Below are 13,323 nucleotides of genomic sequence, written 5' to 3' on the forward strand. Positions count from 1 at the left end.
TACCGACATGGTGCGCGCCGCGATCGCCGCGGCCGCCGCCGCGGACCCCCGCGACGTCCCCGTCGGTGCCGTCGTATTCGATTCCACCGGAAGGGAACTCGCCCGCGCGGCGAACGCCAGGGAGGCGCTCGGTGATCCCACCGCGCACGCCGAGGTCCTGGCGCTGCGCCGCGCGGCCGAGGTGCACGGCGACGGCTGGCGTCTGGAAGGCGCCACCCTCGCCGTCACTCTCGAGCCGTGCACCATGTGCGCGGGCGCCCTGGTGCTGGCCCGGGTGTCCCGGCTCCTCTTCGGCGCGTGGGAACCCAAGACCGGTGCCGTCGGCTCGCTCTGGGACGCGGTCCGTGACCAACGCCTCAACCACCGCCCGCAGGTCCGCGGCGGCATCCTCGAGTCCGACTGCACCACCCTCCTGACCACCTTCTTCCACACCCAACGTTGACCCACCACCCCCTCTCCCTGCGGATTTAACGTTCAGCCCAGGGTCCGGTATGGTTGTCGGCGGTGGCGTGTCCGAGCGGCCTAAGGAGCACGCCTCGAAAGCGTGTGAGGGGTAACCCCCCTCCGAGGGTTCAAATCCCTCCGCCACCGCCAAAGCCCCGCCCTGTTCCGACAGGTGCGGGGCTTCTTGTTTCGACGGCCGTTCAGGCCACGTGTTTGACGGTGACGATCTCCACTTCGAGGGCGTCTGAAACCCGCAGCAGAGTTTTCAAGGTGGGCACGACGTCGCCGGACTCCAGCCGGGACACCGCGTGCTGCTTCAGTCCGGCCCGCTCGGCGAGCTCCGATTGGGTCCAGCCGCGCGCCTCTCGAGCGGCCCGGACAGCGTCACCGATCTCGGCAGCCAGTCGGAATGCCGCTGCTGCAGCCCGGTATTCGGGAGTGGCGCGTTTCGCCGCGAGACTGGCCGTGGTTTCGCTTCGAGTCTTCTTCGAGGTCTGCTTGGTCTTGTTCGCTGTGGCTGTCATGATCACTCCGTTTCGAACGTGGTGTGGAAGCTGAGGTCATGCTCGGTCTCGCAGACTTTGCGTGCCTGCTTCGCCCTCGTGACCTGTTGACTCTCCACCTGTTTGGTCTTGCGGAAGGCGGTGAGAAGGATCGCCAACGGCCCCGCTTTCGGTGGGAACCAGTACGTCATGCGGGTCGCCCGGTCCCCGGTAAGCCGGAAACGGAGTTCACGGACGCCGTCGCCGAGATAGCGGCAGTGAGGTTCGCTGAGTGTCGGGCCATGTTCTGCGAGGTACCCGGCAGCGGTATCAGCGCGGGCGAGGTCGAGAATCGACAGGGTATCGAGGAATTCGAGCACTTCGTCGTCAAGGTAGATCTCGAACAGCTCCACTACTTCAGGGTATCACGTAGATGTGATAATTGACGTTTCAGAAGGTGCTGCCCGCTGGCCGGGGCCTGCGGGCGCTGGCTTCTTCGTCGTTGGTCAGTCTTCGATATGGACGCCGCGCCAGAAATCGATGTAGCCCTTGATGTTTGGCGGCGTCATTGTTGCGTTCACCGTCGACTTCGATGGTGTAGAGCTGGCCGTGCCATTCCATGGGCAGATGGTGTGCGTGTCGGAGTCCCTGAGCAGTTCGGTCTGCACCGAGTCGATGGGGAAGTAGTGGGTTCCTTCGACGACTTCGGTCTTGTCGCTCTACGCGATCACAGCGCCGTTCCGGGTAGCAGTAGCCATGACTCCACTATGTCGAAACGGGGTCAGGGGTTTCGCCGGTGAGTTGGGAGAGGGGGGTGCCGGCTAGGAGTTGGTCCAGGGCGGTGCGCATGGTGGGGCATTCGCGGGCGGGGTGGTCGGCGGGGCAGTGCAGGGCGTGGGTGAGGAAGGTTTGGGCGGTTCGGGCTTGGGTGATGACGCGTTCGAGGTCGGTGATCTGCTGGGCGAGCAGGTCGCGCCATTCGGGGCTGGGGGCGTCGAGGACGGCGCCGGCGGTGTCCAGCGGCAGGCCGAGGCTTTGCGCGACCTTGATGAAGGCGAGGCGGCGCATCTGGTCGGTGTTGTACATCCGTTTGCCGCCGGTGCGGGTGGTAGGGCACACCAGGCCGCGCTCGTCGTAGTAGCGCAGGGCCGATGTGGTCATGCCGAGCATCGCCGCGGCCTGACCGATCGGGATCAGATCCATCCCACTATTTGACTTCAAGTCGACTTGAACCTGCAAGGTGGCGGGAGACAACCACTTCCGAGGAGACCCGCCATGAATGCCCCACTGGCTCCCGTCGTCAACCACCACGCCGACCACCGCGGTTTCGCCGGACCGATCGGCCTCGCAATGGGATTCGTCATGCTCGCCCTCGGGCGTCGCCGTGCGCGCACCGTGGTTGATCTGGCCGCGGTGACGGAGGCCGACCACGTCCTGGATATCGGGTGCGGGCCTGGCGGCGCGGTGCAGGCGGCCGCGCGCCGCGGGGCGCGGGTGACCGGCGTCGATCCGTCCGCGTCGATGCTGCGTCTGGCTCGAGTCTTCGTGCACGGGAAGACGATTCGCTGGACGACGGGAGTCGCGGAGAATCTCCCGTTACCCGACGGCGCGGTCACCGTGGCATGGGCAGTGGCCACCGTGCATCACTGGCCCGATGTCACCGGTGGGTTGTCCGAGGCGTATCGCGTGCTGCACCCCGGCGGCCGATTCCTCACGGTCGAGCGGGCGGTGCAGGCCGAGGCTACCGGCCTGGGCAGCCACGGATGGACCGGGGAACAAGCCGAGGCCTTCGCGAACCTTTGCCGCGCAGCACATTTCACGGACGTGCAGGTCGAACGCCGTGTCATAGGCCGCTATGCCCTGTGGGCAGTCCACGCCACCCGTCCGTGAGGCCGTCCGGCTCTGCAACCTTGCGGCTCCAGCTCCGAAGGTGCGGCCCCTCGGCTTGTTTCGGCGGCGAGGAGTTTCCGCCCGGATGGCCGAGCGGCCCGCCACGACTACGTCAGGCGGTGAACCCGGCCGTTGAGGTGAGACCGTCGGAACGAGATCGGTCGATGATGTTGCCGTCGAACCGGTCTCAGGCGGTGCTGCGGCCTGCACAGCGATCGCGCACGACCGTTAGGTCGCTGGTGAATTCGATCCACCGGAGTGGGATCGCACGATGCTCTCCGCGTGCGCACCGACCCAGGTGAGCAGACCGTGCAACTGTTCGGCCAATTCGGCGCCCATCGGTGTCAGCGCGTAGGTGACCCGGGGTGGGATGGTCGGTTCGACGATGCGTTCGGTGAAGCCGTAATCGGTGAAGGTGCGCAGGTTTTGGGAGAGCATCTTCTCGCTGATGCCGTCGATCCGATCACGCAGGACGTAGAAGCGCAGCGGCCGGTCGCGCAGGGCCGCGAGGATCAGGACACCCCAGCGGCTGGTGATCTTGTCGAGGATCGTCCGGGCGGGGCAGTCTTTGTCGAATGCGTCACGCTGCGGGATGGCGGGATCACTGTCTGCCTGGAAACCTACCGTCACGCCCTGAGCTTACCTCGGGGTAGAGACTTACCTGAGGTAAGCCCGATTTATACCGTGACCGCATGGCATCCAAATATCTGGTGATCGGCGCGACCGGTCATGTTGGCGGGCAAGTGGTTTCGCAACTGGCGGCCGCGGGGGAGCAGGTGCGCGCAGTGGCTCGTAACCCGGCCGCCGCGCGGCTACCCGCGGGCGTGGAGGTGGTCTCCGGCGACCTGACCGCGCCCGACGCACTGGCGGCCGCCCTCGCCGATATCGACGCGGTCTATCTGACCTGGCCCGCACTGTCGGTCGAGCACGCCGGGCCGGTGATCGAGGTGATCGCGGCGTACGCACGTCGGATCGTGCTGCTGTCTTCGGCCGCGGTCCGCGACGACATCGAGGAGCAGGACAATCCGATCGGCGCCACGCACGCCGCCGTCGAGCGGCCGATCGTGGCCTCCGGCTCGGAGTGGACTTTCCTGCGCCCCTACGGTTTCGCGACGAACACCCTGGAGTGGGCGGCACAGATCCGCGCGGGCGACACGGTCCGTGGCGCCTACGGTGCGGCGTCGATGACGCTGCTGCACGAGGCCGATATCGCGGCGGTGGCGGTGTGCGCGCTGACCACCGACGACCATCTCGGAGCGAAATACGAGCTGTCCGGCCCGTCGGCGACCACACGCGTCGAGCAGGTCGCGACTATCGGCCGGGCACTCGGGCGCACCTTGTCCTGGGAAGAGATCACACCCGAACGGGCCAGGCAGGAAATGACTTGGCTACCAACGGAATACGCCGACTTCGTGCTGGCGGGCCTGGCCGCGATGGTCGAGACGCCGGGCCGGTCGACCACCACGGTGGAGCAGGTCACCGGATCGCCCGCCCGCACGTACGCGCAGTGGGCGGCCGATCACGTCGCCGACTTCCGCTGACACCGGTCAGGAGATGCGCTGACAGGAACTGCCGGTGTCGAGTCCGGTGCCGATCACCTCGATGGAGGTGAACTTGGTCGAGGTGTAGCGGCCGGGCTCGCTCTGGATGGCGACGAGGTTCTGGCGGCCGACGCGCGTCGGCGTCCAGGTGGCGCTGACCGTGTTGTTCTCCGGATGGTGCACGGCCTCGCCGGAGATGCGTTCCCCGTTGCCAGGGATGACCCCGCCGGACAATACGAAGAACACCGAACCCGGCGGAATCACCGCGTCGGTAACCCCCGCCGTGACGGTGTAGCGGCACCCGGTCAGCAGACCTTCGGCGCCGACGGCGACGCTGACGTCGGCCACGTCGGCGGTGGCCGGAGCCGCGAGCACCGCGCCGAAGGCGGTCAGGGCGACACCGCTGACGACAATTCGAGCAATGGACCTACGCATCGTGCTACCTCCTCGGACAGGTGGGTATACGGGCGATCAGGTACCGCGTGAGAAGAGCCTAATCGGCGCCGGAACCCGGTAACCGAAGGATTTGATGAATCGGGCGCCGACCCGGGATCCGCGCTCGTCCAGCGCCGGGGCGCCGAAGGTGTTCAGCATCCGGTTGATCACGTTGAAGAACGTGCCCACCCAGACGGCCTCTTCGAAAGCCTCGTCGGAGACGCCGGCCTGCCGCACTTTGTCGGCGTCGGCCGGGGTCAGGCCGTCGGGATCGCGGGTCATCCGCCGCAGGAATTCGATCATCGCCTGCGCTTCGGGGCGCATGGGCGAGTCCCCGTTGTCGGTCAGCGCGCGATCCACCACGCCGATGTCGATGTAGGCGCCCGCGATCGCGTGATGCGCGGAGTAGCAGAACGGGCATTCGTTCGCCTCCGACGTTGCGGTGGCGAAGATTTCGCGTTCGGCCACGGTCCAGAACGACGGACCGCGCAACGACTGCTGGAACATGTCCGACAGCGGCGTGCCGAAGAAACGGTGCCGGTAGAACAGGAGTTTGAGGACCGCGGGCGGCTCCATTCTGCTGGACCGCCGGATGCCGCCGAGTACGGTCCGCGCTACCCGATCATGTCCGGATTCGACTGCGCCGAGCCACATTTCAGTGCCCTCCCCAGGCGCGCCGGGCTGCGCGTAGTCGCCGATCGGCGGCGCCGTAGGACGCGAGAGCCGCCGCCTCGAAGATCTGGTCGTCGCTGTGTCCCGCCGCGGTCAGACCGGCGATGGTGTCCGCGGTGGATCGGTACGAGTGCTGCGCGACCAGATCGGCGAAGTCGGCTAGTTCGGCCGGAATATCGCCGGCGCTGTCACCGATGGCGGTGCGCTGCCTGATCTTTCGCCGAATTTCGCTCGACAACTGGCCGGGGGAGGAAATCAAGTGCTCGCCGAATTGCCGCCACTTTTCGTCCATCGACTCATTCTCATCGATCGGTGCGCAGTGCGCCCCGCTATCGGAAAGTCACTCGTCTTTTGGCGGATTCGGTCGCAGCACGACGGTGCGCCGGTTCAGATCGACGCCGAGCAGTGGCGGCGCGCCCTGCTCCTCGTCGTCGCGCAGCACGGCGACCGACTCGCGGTGGTCGAGTTCCGGGGATCCGCCACTGCGGTACCGAGGCCGTGCTGTCGCACCGAACCGGGCGCCGCAGGTGTTCCGCGTCACCGGAGTGCCCGCCCGAACCTGCTGACCTGCGCCGAAAAGCGGGACACGCCTGCGGGATCGAGCCGGCGAGCAATAGTTCGGGCGGAGCGGATATTTCGGGCGAACCGGGGTATACGCCGGTTAGCAAGTTGCGGGAAGGACGAGATGCCGTATGCGCCGTCGAACTGTCCGCTCGAGACCGATGAGCGAGAGAAATATGAGAATCGGAAGCATTATTGTCTTGATCTGGTTGCTGATCGGCGTCATCGCCGCGGCCCAGCGGGACTACTTCGACAGCGGCCCGGTGAACTGCGCGGGCTTCGGCACGATCGCGGTCACGGTGATCGCGGGTCCGCTCAACTACATGGGCGTGAACCCGAAGGTCGATGATTGCAATGTGCCGCAACCGAGTCCGTAACCCACCGGCCGTGATCCACTGAGCCGGCGCGCACCGGCAAAGACCTTGCGGCGACGACCTCGCATCCGGTTACCGGGTGCGAGGTCGGCCGCGTCTCGGCGACACAACAGACCGTCCTGTCGTGTTGGGCGCGTCGCGTCCGACCGCCAGATAATGACGTTGCTCGAGATGCGCCGACGAACGAGGCAGTAATGAGACTTGGAAGCGTGATCGTCGTGCTCTGGTTCGTGATCGGCGTGATCGCCGCGGGCCAGCGCCATTACTTCGACAGCGGCCCGATCAACTGCGCGGGCTTCGGCAACATAGCGCTCACCGTGCTCGCGGGCCCGCTCAACTACGTCGGGGTGAACCCGAAGGTGCCCGACTGCAACGTGCCGCAGCCGAGCCAGTAGCAAAAGCCCAGCATAAGTGGGTCGCGCCCGGGTATCTCCAGGTGGGGAGCACGGAAGGAAGCGATGCCATGCGCGACCGCGACACCCGCGATATCCGTACACGGGGCTCCCGTCGTACGGGTACCCGCTTGTTCAGCACGCTGTTGCTCATCTGGTTGGTCATCGGCCTGCTGGCCGCCGGCCAGCGCCACTATTTCCAGAGTGGCCCGACGAACTGCGCGGGCTGGGGCACCATCGCCGTCACCACCATCGCAGGCCCGCTCAACTACTTCGGCGTGAATCCGAAGGTGTCGGACTGCGTCCTGCCCGAACCCAGCCAGTAGCGCACCGGCGCGCCCCCACCCGGTCACCGGATGGGGGCGCGTTCGGATCGATCAGCCGACCGGCTGTTTCGCGGTGCTCGGGTGCTCTTGCCCGCGCAACGCGAACAGTTTGGCGCCCTCCACATCGATATCCGGCACGATCTTGTCCAGCCAGGCCGGCATCCACCACGCCCACTTGCCCAGCAAGGCGAGCAGCGACGGAATCAGCACCATCCGGACCAGGAACGCGTCGAACAGCACGCCCGCCGCGAGCGCGAAACCCATCATCTTCGCGGTGACATCGGCCTCCAGCAGGAACGAGCCGAACACCGAGATCATGATGACCGCCGCGGAGGTGACCACCCGCGCGCCGTGGTGGTAGCCGCTGATCATCGCCTCCTTGGGTGGCTTGCCGTGCACGTATTCCTCGCGCATGCGGGTCACCAGGAAGACCTGATAGTCCATCGCGAGGCCGAATACCAAGCCGATCAACATGATCGGCAGGAAGCTGACGATCGCGCGCGGGTCCTGGATCAGGCCGAGCTTGCCCTCCTGGAAGATCAGCACGGTCGCACCGAAGGTGGCCGCCATGGAGAGCAGGAAGCCGAGCGCGCCGGTGAGCGGCACCAGGATCGAGCGGAACACCAGAATCAGCAGCACGAACGCCGCGCCCGCGACGATGGCCATGTACGGCACGATCTTGCTGAGCAGCACATGGTCGATATCGGCGTAGATCGCGGTGGTACCGGTGATGCCGTATTTCATCCCGTATTCCGCCTCGAGCCTGCCTTCGGCGTCGCGCGCGTCCCGGACCAGGTCCTTGGTGGTCTGGTCGTTCGGTCCCGACTTGGGTACGCCGTTGATCAGCGCGCCCTGTCCGTCCTGGCTCAGCTGCGGCTCGGTCACGTAGTCCATATCCGGGTACGAGGCGAGCTCCGAGCGCAACGAGTTCAACGCGTCGATGCGTTTGTCCGGCGCGACCCCGGTGAGATCGACGGCGATCTGCAGTACGCCGTTGCTGCCCTCGCCGAACCCGGACGTGCGCAGTTCGTAGGCCTTCCGGACGGTCGAGGTCTTCGGCATGCTGTCCTCGCCGGGGAGCCCGAGATTCATGTGCACCGCGGGCAGGGCGAGCAGGCCGAGCACCACCACGCTCAGGATCAGCGCCACCGCGGGCGCCTTGCCGATGAGCTGGGCGAAGCGCATGCCGTTGGTGACCGAGTCGTCGTCTTCCGGGTCGTGCTGCGCGATGACCGGCAGCTTCGGCTTGAACAGGAACCGGCCGAACGCGCCGAGCAGGGCGGGCATCAGGGTGATCGCGGTGAGCACCGCGAAGCCGGCGGCGACCGCGCCGCCGAGACCCATGAAGGTCAGGAACCGCACGCCCACAATGGCCAGTCCGACCAAGGCGATGATGACCGTCAGTCCGGCGAACACCACCGCCGAGCCGGCGGTGCCGAGTGCGGTGCCCGCGGCTTCTTCGGGTGAATCTTGTACTGCGAGTTCGTGTTTATAGCGCGAGACGATGAACAGCGCGTAGTCGATGGACAGCGCGATGCCGATCATCGAGGCGAGGAAGGTGGTGAAACTCGGGATCGACAGGAACGCGGTGCCGAGGAAGATCAGCGAGGTGGCGGCGCTGAGCCCGACGATCGCGGTGATGATCGGCACGAAGGCGGCGACGATCGCGCCGAACGCCACGATCATCACGACCAGCGCCACCGCCATGCCGATGAGCTCGGACTTGCCGCTGGGCGCCTGCTGCTCCATCGCGATCGTGCCGCTCATCTCCACCGTCAATCCGGCGGCGCGCGCCTGATCGGCCACGTCGTAGGCCGCCTTGCGGTTGTCGGCGGTGATCTCGGTGAATTCCTTGATGGTGAACGGGACGCTGAAGAAGGCGACGGTCTCGGGCTCGGTCTTGTTGAGCACGTTCAGCGGTGCGCCGCTGCATTTGGCCGGGTCCGGCTGGGCGACCAGGCAGCCCAGCTGCTCGGTGGCCGTGAGCGGGTTGGTGATCGGCTTGCTGTGGTCGACGATGTCGAGCTGGTTCAGCTTGTCCAGCAGCGCGTCGATGGCCTGCCGGTTGGCCGGGTCGGTGAGCTTCTGCCCGGGCGGAGCGCCGATCACATAGGTTCCCGTGACGGCGTCGAATTTGAAAGCCGCAGACATACCGGGGAAGTGCTGGTCGAGAATCTGCGTCGCCCGTTCCGAGGGCAGGTTCGGCATGCTGAAGTCGTCGCTCATCGGCTCCTTCAGCTGGGTGCCGAGCCCGCCGAGCACCAGGAACAGGGCGATCCAGATGGGCAGTACCAGCCACTTGTGCCGGAAGGCGAACTTTCCCCACCGGTATAGATACACGGACACAGGGTTCTCCTCGCGGTGATCGGGTCGTGCCGGATCGGATCGAGCGACAAGCGCGCGGGCCGACAGCGCCCGCGGAACTACCGAGCTGGAGAGTCGAACTTCTTCTGAGTCTGCTGCGGACCAGTCACAAGATCAAGAACCGCCGCTGGATATGACTCGGCCCCGCACGCGAAATTCGCATGCGGGGCCGAATCGGACCAGGTCAGCTGACGGCGACCGGTTCCTTCGCCGGGGTGGCCGAGCGCTGCTGCAACTCGCGCAGCTTGGTGCCCTCCACGTCGATATCGGGCAGGATCCGGTCCAGCCACTTCGGCATCCACCAGCCCCACTTGCCCATCAGCACCAGCAGCGACGGGATCAGGATCATCCGGACGATGAAGGCGTCGAACAGCACGCCCGCCGCCAGCGCGAAACCGAACGACTTCGCCGTCACGTCGGTTTCCAGCAGGAACGAGCCGAACACCGAGATCATGATGACCGCGGCCGAGGTCACCACGCGGGCACCGTGGTGATAACCGGCGACGACCGCCTCGGTCGGCGACTTGCCCTTGACGAACTCTTCGCGCATGCGGGTCACCAGGAACACCTGGTAGTCCATCGCGAGGCCGAACACCAAGCCGATCAACATGATCGGCAGGAAGCTGACCAGCGGATGCGGGTCCTCGATCAGGCCGAACTTGCCCTGCTGGAAGATCAGCACCGTGGCGCCGAAGGTGGCCGCCATCGAGAGCAGGAAGCCGAGCGCCGCGGTCAGCGGCACCAGGATCGAGCGGAACACCAGGATCAGCAGCACGAATGCGGCGCCGGCGACGATCGCCAGGTACGGCACGATCTTGCCGAGCAGCACGTGGTCGACATCGGCGTAGATCGCCGTGCTGCCCGTGATGCCGTACTCCACCCCGAATTCGGCTTTCAGCTGCGCTTCCGCGTCGCGGGCGTCGCTCACCAGATCCTTGGTGGCCTGGTTGTTCGGACCGGACTTCGGCACGCCGTCGAGCAGCACGCCCTGCTTGTCCTCGCTCCACTTGGGCGCGGTCACGTAGTCCATGCCGGGGTAGGCGGCGAGCTTGTCCCGCAACGCCTTGACCGCGGTCTCCCTGACCTCGACCGGCACGTTGGACAGGTCGGCCGCCACGTTCAGCACGCCGTTGCTGCCCTCGCCGAACCCGGCGGTGCGCAGCTCGTAGGCCTTGCGGATGGTCGAGGTCTTCGGCTGGCTGTCGTCACCGGGCAGGCCGAGGTTCAGTCCGGCGGCCGGTGCGGCGAGCGCACCGAGCACCACGACGCTCAGGATCAACGCGACCCACGGCGCCTTGCCGATCAACCGGCCGAAGCGCATGCCCATGGTGACGGAGTTGTCGTCTTCGGGGTCGTGCTTGGCGATGAGCGGCAGCTTGGGCTTGAACAGGAACCGGCCGAACGCGCCGAGCAGCGCGGGCATCAGGGTGATCGCGGTGAGCACCGCGAACCCGGCGGCGATGGCGCCACCCAGACCCATGAAGGTCAGGAACTGCACGCCGACGATGCTCAACCCGGCGAGCGCGATGATCACCGTGAGACCGGCGAACACCACGGCCGAGCCGGCGGTGCCGAGTGCGGTTCCGGCTGCTTCTTCAGGCGAATCCTGTACTGCGAGTTCGTGTTTGTAGCGCGAGACGATGAACAGCGCGTAGTCGATGGACAGCGCGATGCCGATCATCGAGGCGAGGAAGGTGGTGAAGCTGGGGATCTCGATCGCCGAGGTGCCCAGCATGATCAGCGAGGTGGCCGCACCGAGGCCGACGATCGCGGTCACGATCGGCACGAAGGCGGCGACGATCGCGCCGAACGCCACGATCATCACGATCAGCGCGACGCCCATGCCGATCATCTCGGACTTACCGCTGGGCGCCTGCTGCTTCATCGCGATCGAGCCGCTCATCTCGACGTCGAGCCCGGCATTGCGCGCGTCGGAGGCCACGGCGTACGCGGCGTCGCGCTCCTTGTCGGTGACGTCGGTGAACTTCTTGATGGTGAACGGCACGTTCAGCACCGCGACCGAGTCGGGTGCGGTCTTGCTGAGCACGTTCAGCGGTGCGCCGCTGCAGGTCGCGGGGTCGGGGTTGGCCAGGCAGCCCATCTTCTCGGCGGCCTCGACCGGATTCATGACCGGCTTGCTGTGATCGACGATGTCGAGTTCGCCGAGCTTGGCGATGAACGCGTCGAGCGCGGCGCGGTTGGCCGGGTCGGTGAGTTTCTGTCCCGCGGGCGCACCGATCACATACGTGCCGGTGACCGCGTCGAATTTGAAGGCGGCCGAAGCGCCGGGAAAGTGCTTGTCCAGAATGTCGTTGGCGCGTGCCGAGGGCAGATCCGGCATGCTGAAGTCATTGCTCATCGGCTTGCTCAGCTGCGCGCCGAGTCCGCCGAGCAGCAAGAACAGCAGCAGCCAGACGGGTAGCACGATCCATTTCCGGCGGAAGGCGAACTTCCCCCATCTGTATAGATACACGGACACGAAGGGTCTCCTAGCGGTGCTGAGGCGTGATGAATTCAGAGCCGGAGACAGCTACTCGCGGGGTTGCCCTGCCGTCCCCGCCTCCACTGACGCTTTCTGCCTACCGTGCGGTAGGTAGACTATCCGAGCGATAAGCGGAGGTACAACCTCAATTTCTCCGGCATGGTTAGCCCGGCGCACTAGTGGTGAGAGGATCATCCGATGGCTGCCCGTTCCACCCCCGACGGCATTGTCGCTGGTCGGGGCACCAAATCCGCGATACGCGATGCCGCGGTGAAGCTTTTCGGCGACAAAGGATTCGAACAGACGAGTCTGCGCGAGGTCGCCGATGCGGTGGGAATCACAAAGGCATCGCTCTACTATCACTACGCTTCCAAGCTCGAATTACTGCACGCCATCATCGATCCGATCATCGACCACCTGCGCTCGGTCGTCGTCGACATAGAGCAGCGCCCGCACGACCCCGACACCATCCGGGACGTGCTGCGGGTCTACCTGCGCGGCATGGTGTCGCACCGCGACGCCGGCGCGCTGGTGCTGCGCGACACCGTGACGATCGTCAACGCGGTCGCCGACCGGCATCCCGATCTCGTCGACGACGACCAGGCGCTGCGTGAATGGCTGGCCGGCCCGGACCCGACCGACGAGGCCAAGCTGCGCGCGAGCGCGGCGCTGGCGATGCTCGGGGTTGCGTTGATGTCCAAGGAGTTCGCGCCGGGCGCCGACGACGGCCTGGTGGAAGCCACGTTGCTGGACGCGGCGACGTGCGTACTCACCGCGCGAGATTGCGCGTAGATTGCAGCTACTTGACCGGAAACGCCGTACATCGCCAGGAGTCGCTGTGCACATCACCGCGAAGGTCGACTACGCGGTGCGGACGTTGCTCGAGATCGCCCGCGCATCGCAGCTGAGTCAGGCCCCGTCGGGGCCCACCCCCGCTATACCGGCGGCGCCGGTCGTCAAGGCGGACGCGATCGCGACCGCGCAGGGCATCCCGCCCAAGGTGCTCGAGACCGTGCTCAGCGACCTGCGCCGCGCCGAACTCGTGATCAGCAGGCGCGGGCCGGACGGCGGCTACTGGCTGGCCCGCCCGGCCGCCGAGATCTCCATCGCCGACGTGATCCGCGCGATCGAGGGGCCGCTCGCGTCGGTGCGTGGCGAGCGGCCGGAGGACGTGACCTATTCTGGCGCTGCCGAATCTTTGCAACGCGTGTGGATTGCGCTGCGCGTGAATATTCGTGCGGTACTGGAAAATGTGTCGATCGATGACATAGCCGACGGTAGGCTGCCTGGGTTCATTGATGCGCTCACCGAGGACGCGGGCGCATGGGCGCGCAGGGAGCGTCCGCTGAATCAGACCTAG

At 66.3% G+C, this 13,323-nt stretch carries 19 protein-coding genes and 1 tRNA gene; 9 read left to right on the plus strand and 11 right to left on the minus strand.

Going from position 1 to position 13,323, the window contains the following annotated elements; genetic code table 11:
• Window positions 1–7: 7 nt before the first annotated feature.
• Together O3I_RS01085 and O3I_RS01090 are read left to right on the plus strand one after the other, a co-directional pair.
• Window positions 8–442, plus strand: coding sequence for a nucleoside deaminase (locus O3I_RS01085; RefSeq protein ID WP_014981041.1), 435 nt, complete (start codon window positions 8–10; stop codon window positions 440–442).
• A gap of 61 nt (window positions 443–503) precedes the next feature.
• Window positions 504–594, plus strand: a tRNA-Ser gene (locus tag O3I_RS01090).
• Window positions 595–644: 50 nt separating this feature from the next.
• On the opposite strand, the gene O3I_RS43305 is transcribed toward O3I_RS01090, so the two are convergent.
• The 4 genes from O3I_RS43305 to O3I_RS01105 all read right to left on the minus strand — a co-directional run bounded on the left by O3I_RS43305 (window position 645) and on the right by O3I_RS01105 (window position 2,129).
• On the minus strand, window positions 645–968 hold the full coding sequence (locus O3I_RS43305) for a helix-turn-helix domain-containing protein (protein WP_063632229.1): 324 nt from the start codon (window positions 966–968) through the stop codon (window positions 645–647).
• 2 nt (window positions 969–970) lie between these two features.
• The gene (locus tag O3I_RS01100) at window positions 971–1,339 is read right to left on the minus strand and encodes a type II toxin-antitoxin system RelE/ParE family toxin (protein ID WP_014981043.1); all 369 of its coding nucleotides are present in this window, start codon (window positions 1,337–1,339) and stop codon (window positions 971–973) included.
• A gap of 37 nt (window positions 1,340–1,376) precedes the next feature.
• Window positions 1,377–1,547: a hypothetical protein gene (locus tag O3I_RS43495; RefSeq protein WP_237748234.1), complete on the minus strand. Its 171-nt coding sequence runs from the start codon at window positions 1,545–1,547 to the stop codon at window positions 1,377–1,379.
• Between the two features lie 144 nt (window positions 1,548–1,691).
• Window positions 1,692–2,129 (minus strand): MerR family transcriptional regulator, encoded by a 438-nt coding sequence (locus O3I_RS01105; RefSeq protein WP_014981044.1) that lies wholly within the window; start codon window positions 2,127–2,129, stop codon window positions 1,692–1,694.
• Window positions 2,130–2,201: 72 nt separating this feature from the next.
• Here O3I_RS01105 and O3I_RS01110 point away from each other — a divergent pair, with 72 nt between their 5' ends.
• A complete protein-coding gene (locus O3I_RS01110; protein ID WP_014981045.1) occupies window positions 2,202–2,816 on the plus strand; it encodes a class I SAM-dependent methyltransferase in 615 nt (204 codons plus the stop codon).
• Between the two features lie 228 nt (window positions 2,817–3,044).
• Here the strand turns inward: O3I_RS01110 and O3I_RS01115 are convergent, their stop codons facing one another.
• Entirely contained in the window at window positions 3,045–3,446 is a 402-nt protein-coding gene (locus O3I_RS01115) for a winged helix-turn-helix transcriptional regulator (RefSeq protein WP_014981046.1), read from the minus strand.
• Window positions 3,447–3,508: 62 nt separating this feature from the next.
• On the opposite strand from O3I_RS01115, the gene O3I_RS01120 reads away from it, so the two are divergent.
• Window positions 3,509–4,357, plus strand: coding sequence for an NAD(P)H-binding protein (locus O3I_RS01120; RefSeq protein ID WP_014981047.1), 849 nt, complete (start codon window positions 3,509–3,511; stop codon window positions 4,355–4,357).
• A gap of 6 nt (window positions 4,358–4,363) precedes the next feature.
• Here the strand turns inward: O3I_RS01120 and O3I_RS01125 are convergent, their stop codons facing one another.
• From O3I_RS01125 to O3I_RS01140, 4 genes are read right to left on the minus strand one after another with little or no spacing between them, the layout of a single operon-like run.
• The gene (locus O3I_RS01125; protein WP_014981048.1) at window positions 4,364–4,792 is read right to left on the minus strand and encodes a hypothetical protein; all 429 of its coding nucleotides are present in this window, start codon (window positions 4,790–4,792) and stop codon (window positions 4,364–4,366) included.
• A 36-nt stretch (window positions 4,793–4,828) separates the two neighbouring features.
• A complete protein-coding gene (locus O3I_RS42290) occupies window positions 4,829–5,446 on the minus strand; it encodes a carboxymuconolactone decarboxylase family protein (protein WP_014981049.1) in 618 nt (205 codons plus the stop codon).
• Window position 5,447: 1 nt separating this feature from the next.
• On the minus strand, window positions 5,448–5,756 hold the full coding sequence (locus tag O3I_RS01135) for a hypothetical protein (protein ID WP_014981050.1): 309 nt from the start codon (window positions 5,754–5,756) through the stop codon (window positions 5,448–5,450).
• Window positions 5,757–5,804: 48 nt separating this feature from the next.
• Window positions 5,805–6,005 carry a DUF6191 domain-containing protein gene (locus O3I_RS01140; protein ID WP_014981051.1) on the minus strand — a complete coding sequence of 67 codons (201 nt, stop codon included), beginning with the start codon at window positions 6,003–6,005 and terminating at the stop codon, window positions 5,805–5,807.
• A gap of 196 nt (window positions 6,006–6,201) precedes the next feature.
• On the opposite strand from O3I_RS01140, the gene O3I_RS01145 reads away from it, so the two are divergent.
• The 3 genes from O3I_RS01145 to O3I_RS01155 all read left to right on the plus strand — a co-directional run bounded on the left by O3I_RS01145 (window position 6,202) and on the right by O3I_RS01155 (window position 7,117).
• The gene (locus tag O3I_RS01145; protein WP_029894752.1) at window positions 6,202–6,402 is read left to right on the plus strand and encodes a hypothetical protein; all 201 of its coding nucleotides are present in this window, start codon (window positions 6,202–6,204) and stop codon (window positions 6,400–6,402) included.
• 191 nt (window positions 6,403–6,593) lie between these two features.
• The gene (locus O3I_RS01150) at window positions 6,594–6,794 is read left to right on the plus strand and encodes a hypothetical protein (protein ID WP_029894749.1); all 201 of its coding nucleotides are present in this window, start codon (window positions 6,594–6,596) and stop codon (window positions 6,792–6,794) included.
• A gap of 68 nt (window positions 6,795–6,862) precedes the next feature.
• Complete coding sequence (locus O3I_RS01155; RefSeq protein ID WP_014981054.1) at window positions 6,863–7,117, plus strand: hypothetical protein; 255 nt, start codon at window positions 6,863–6,865, stop codon at window positions 7,115–7,117.
• Window positions 7,118–7,168: 51 nt separating this feature from the next.
• Here the strand turns inward: O3I_RS01155 and O3I_RS01160 are convergent, their stop codons facing one another.
• Together O3I_RS01160 and O3I_RS01165 are read right to left on the minus strand one after the other, a co-directional pair.
• Window positions 7,169–9,463 (minus strand): MMPL family transporter, encoded by a 2,295-nt coding sequence (locus O3I_RS01160; protein WP_014981055.1) that lies wholly within the window; start codon window positions 9,461–9,463, stop codon window positions 7,169–7,171.
• Window positions 9,464–9,665: 202 nt separating this feature from the next.
• Window positions 9,666–11,960, minus strand: coding sequence for an MMPL family transporter (locus tag O3I_RS01165; protein ID WP_014981056.1), 2,295 nt, complete (start codon window positions 11,958–11,960; stop codon window positions 9,666–9,668).
• 201 nt (window positions 11,961–12,161) lie between these two features.
• Here O3I_RS01165 and O3I_RS01170 point away from each other — a divergent pair, with 201 nt between their 5' ends.
• Complete coding sequence (locus O3I_RS01170; protein ID WP_014981057.1) at window positions 12,162–12,755, plus strand: TetR/AcrR family transcriptional regulator; 594 nt, start codon at window positions 12,162–12,164, stop codon at window positions 12,753–12,755.
• Between the two features lie 46 nt (window positions 12,756–12,801).
• Complete coding sequence (locus O3I_RS01175) at window positions 12,802–13,323, plus strand: RrF2 family transcriptional regulator (protein ID WP_014981058.1); 522 nt, start codon at window positions 12,802–12,804, stop codon at window positions 13,321–13,323.

Origin of the sequence: Nocardia brasiliensis ATCC 700358 (genome assembly GCF_000250675.2) — a bacterium.
Classification (GTDB): Bacteria; Actinomycetota; Actinomycetes; order Mycobacteriales; family Mycobacteriaceae; genus Nocardia; species Nocardia brasiliensis_B.

Coding starts and splice junctions, on each gene's coding strand:
- O3I_RS01170 (WP_014981057.1), top strand. CDS start 12,162: ATGGCTGCCCGTTCCACCCCCGACGGCATTGTCGCTGGTCGGGGCACC.
- O3I_RS01085 (WP_014981041.1), top strand. CDS start 8: ATGGTGCGCGCCGCGATCGCCGCGGCCGCCGCCGCGGACCCCCGCGAC.
- O3I_RS42290 (WP_014981049.1), bottom strand. CDS start 5,446: ATGTGGCTCGGCGCAGTCGAATCCGGACATGATCGGGTAGCGCGGACC.
- O3I_RS01120 (WP_014981047.1), top strand. CDS start 3,509: ATGGCATCCAAATATCTGGTGATCGGCGCGACCGGTCATGTTGGCGGG.
- O3I_RS01110 (WP_014981045.1), top strand. CDS start 2,202: ATGAATGCCCCACTGGCTCCCGTCGTCAACCACCACGCCGACCACCGC.
- O3I_RS43495 (WP_237748234.1), bottom strand. CDS start 1,547: ATGGAATGGCACGGCCAGCTCTACACCATCGAAGTCGACGGTGAACGC.
- O3I_RS01105 (WP_014981044.1), bottom strand. CDS start 2,129: ATGGATCTGATCCCGATCGGTCAGGCCGCGGCGATGCTCGGCATGACC.
- O3I_RS01145 (WP_029894752.1), top strand. CDS start 6,202: ATGAGAATCGGAAGCATTATTGTCTTGATCTGGTTGCTGATCGGCGTC.
- O3I_RS01135 (WP_014981050.1), bottom strand. CDS start 5,756: ATGGACGAAAAGTGGCGGCAATTCGGCGAGCACTTGATTTCCTCCCCC.
- O3I_RS01150 (WP_029894749.1), top strand. CDS start 6,594: ATGAGACTTGGAAGCGTGATCGTCGTGCTCTGGTTCGTGATCGGCGTG.
- O3I_RS01125 (WP_014981048.1), bottom strand. CDS start 4,792: ATGCGTAGGTCCATTGCTCGAATTGTCGTCAGCGGTGTCGCCCTGACC.
- O3I_RS01155 (WP_014981054.1), top strand. CDS start 6,863: ATGCGCGACCGCGACACCCGCGATATCCGTACACGGGGCTCCCGTCGT.
- O3I_RS43305 (WP_063632229.1), bottom strand. CDS start 968: ATGACAGCCACAGCGAACAAGACCAAGCAGACCTCGAAGAAGACTCGA.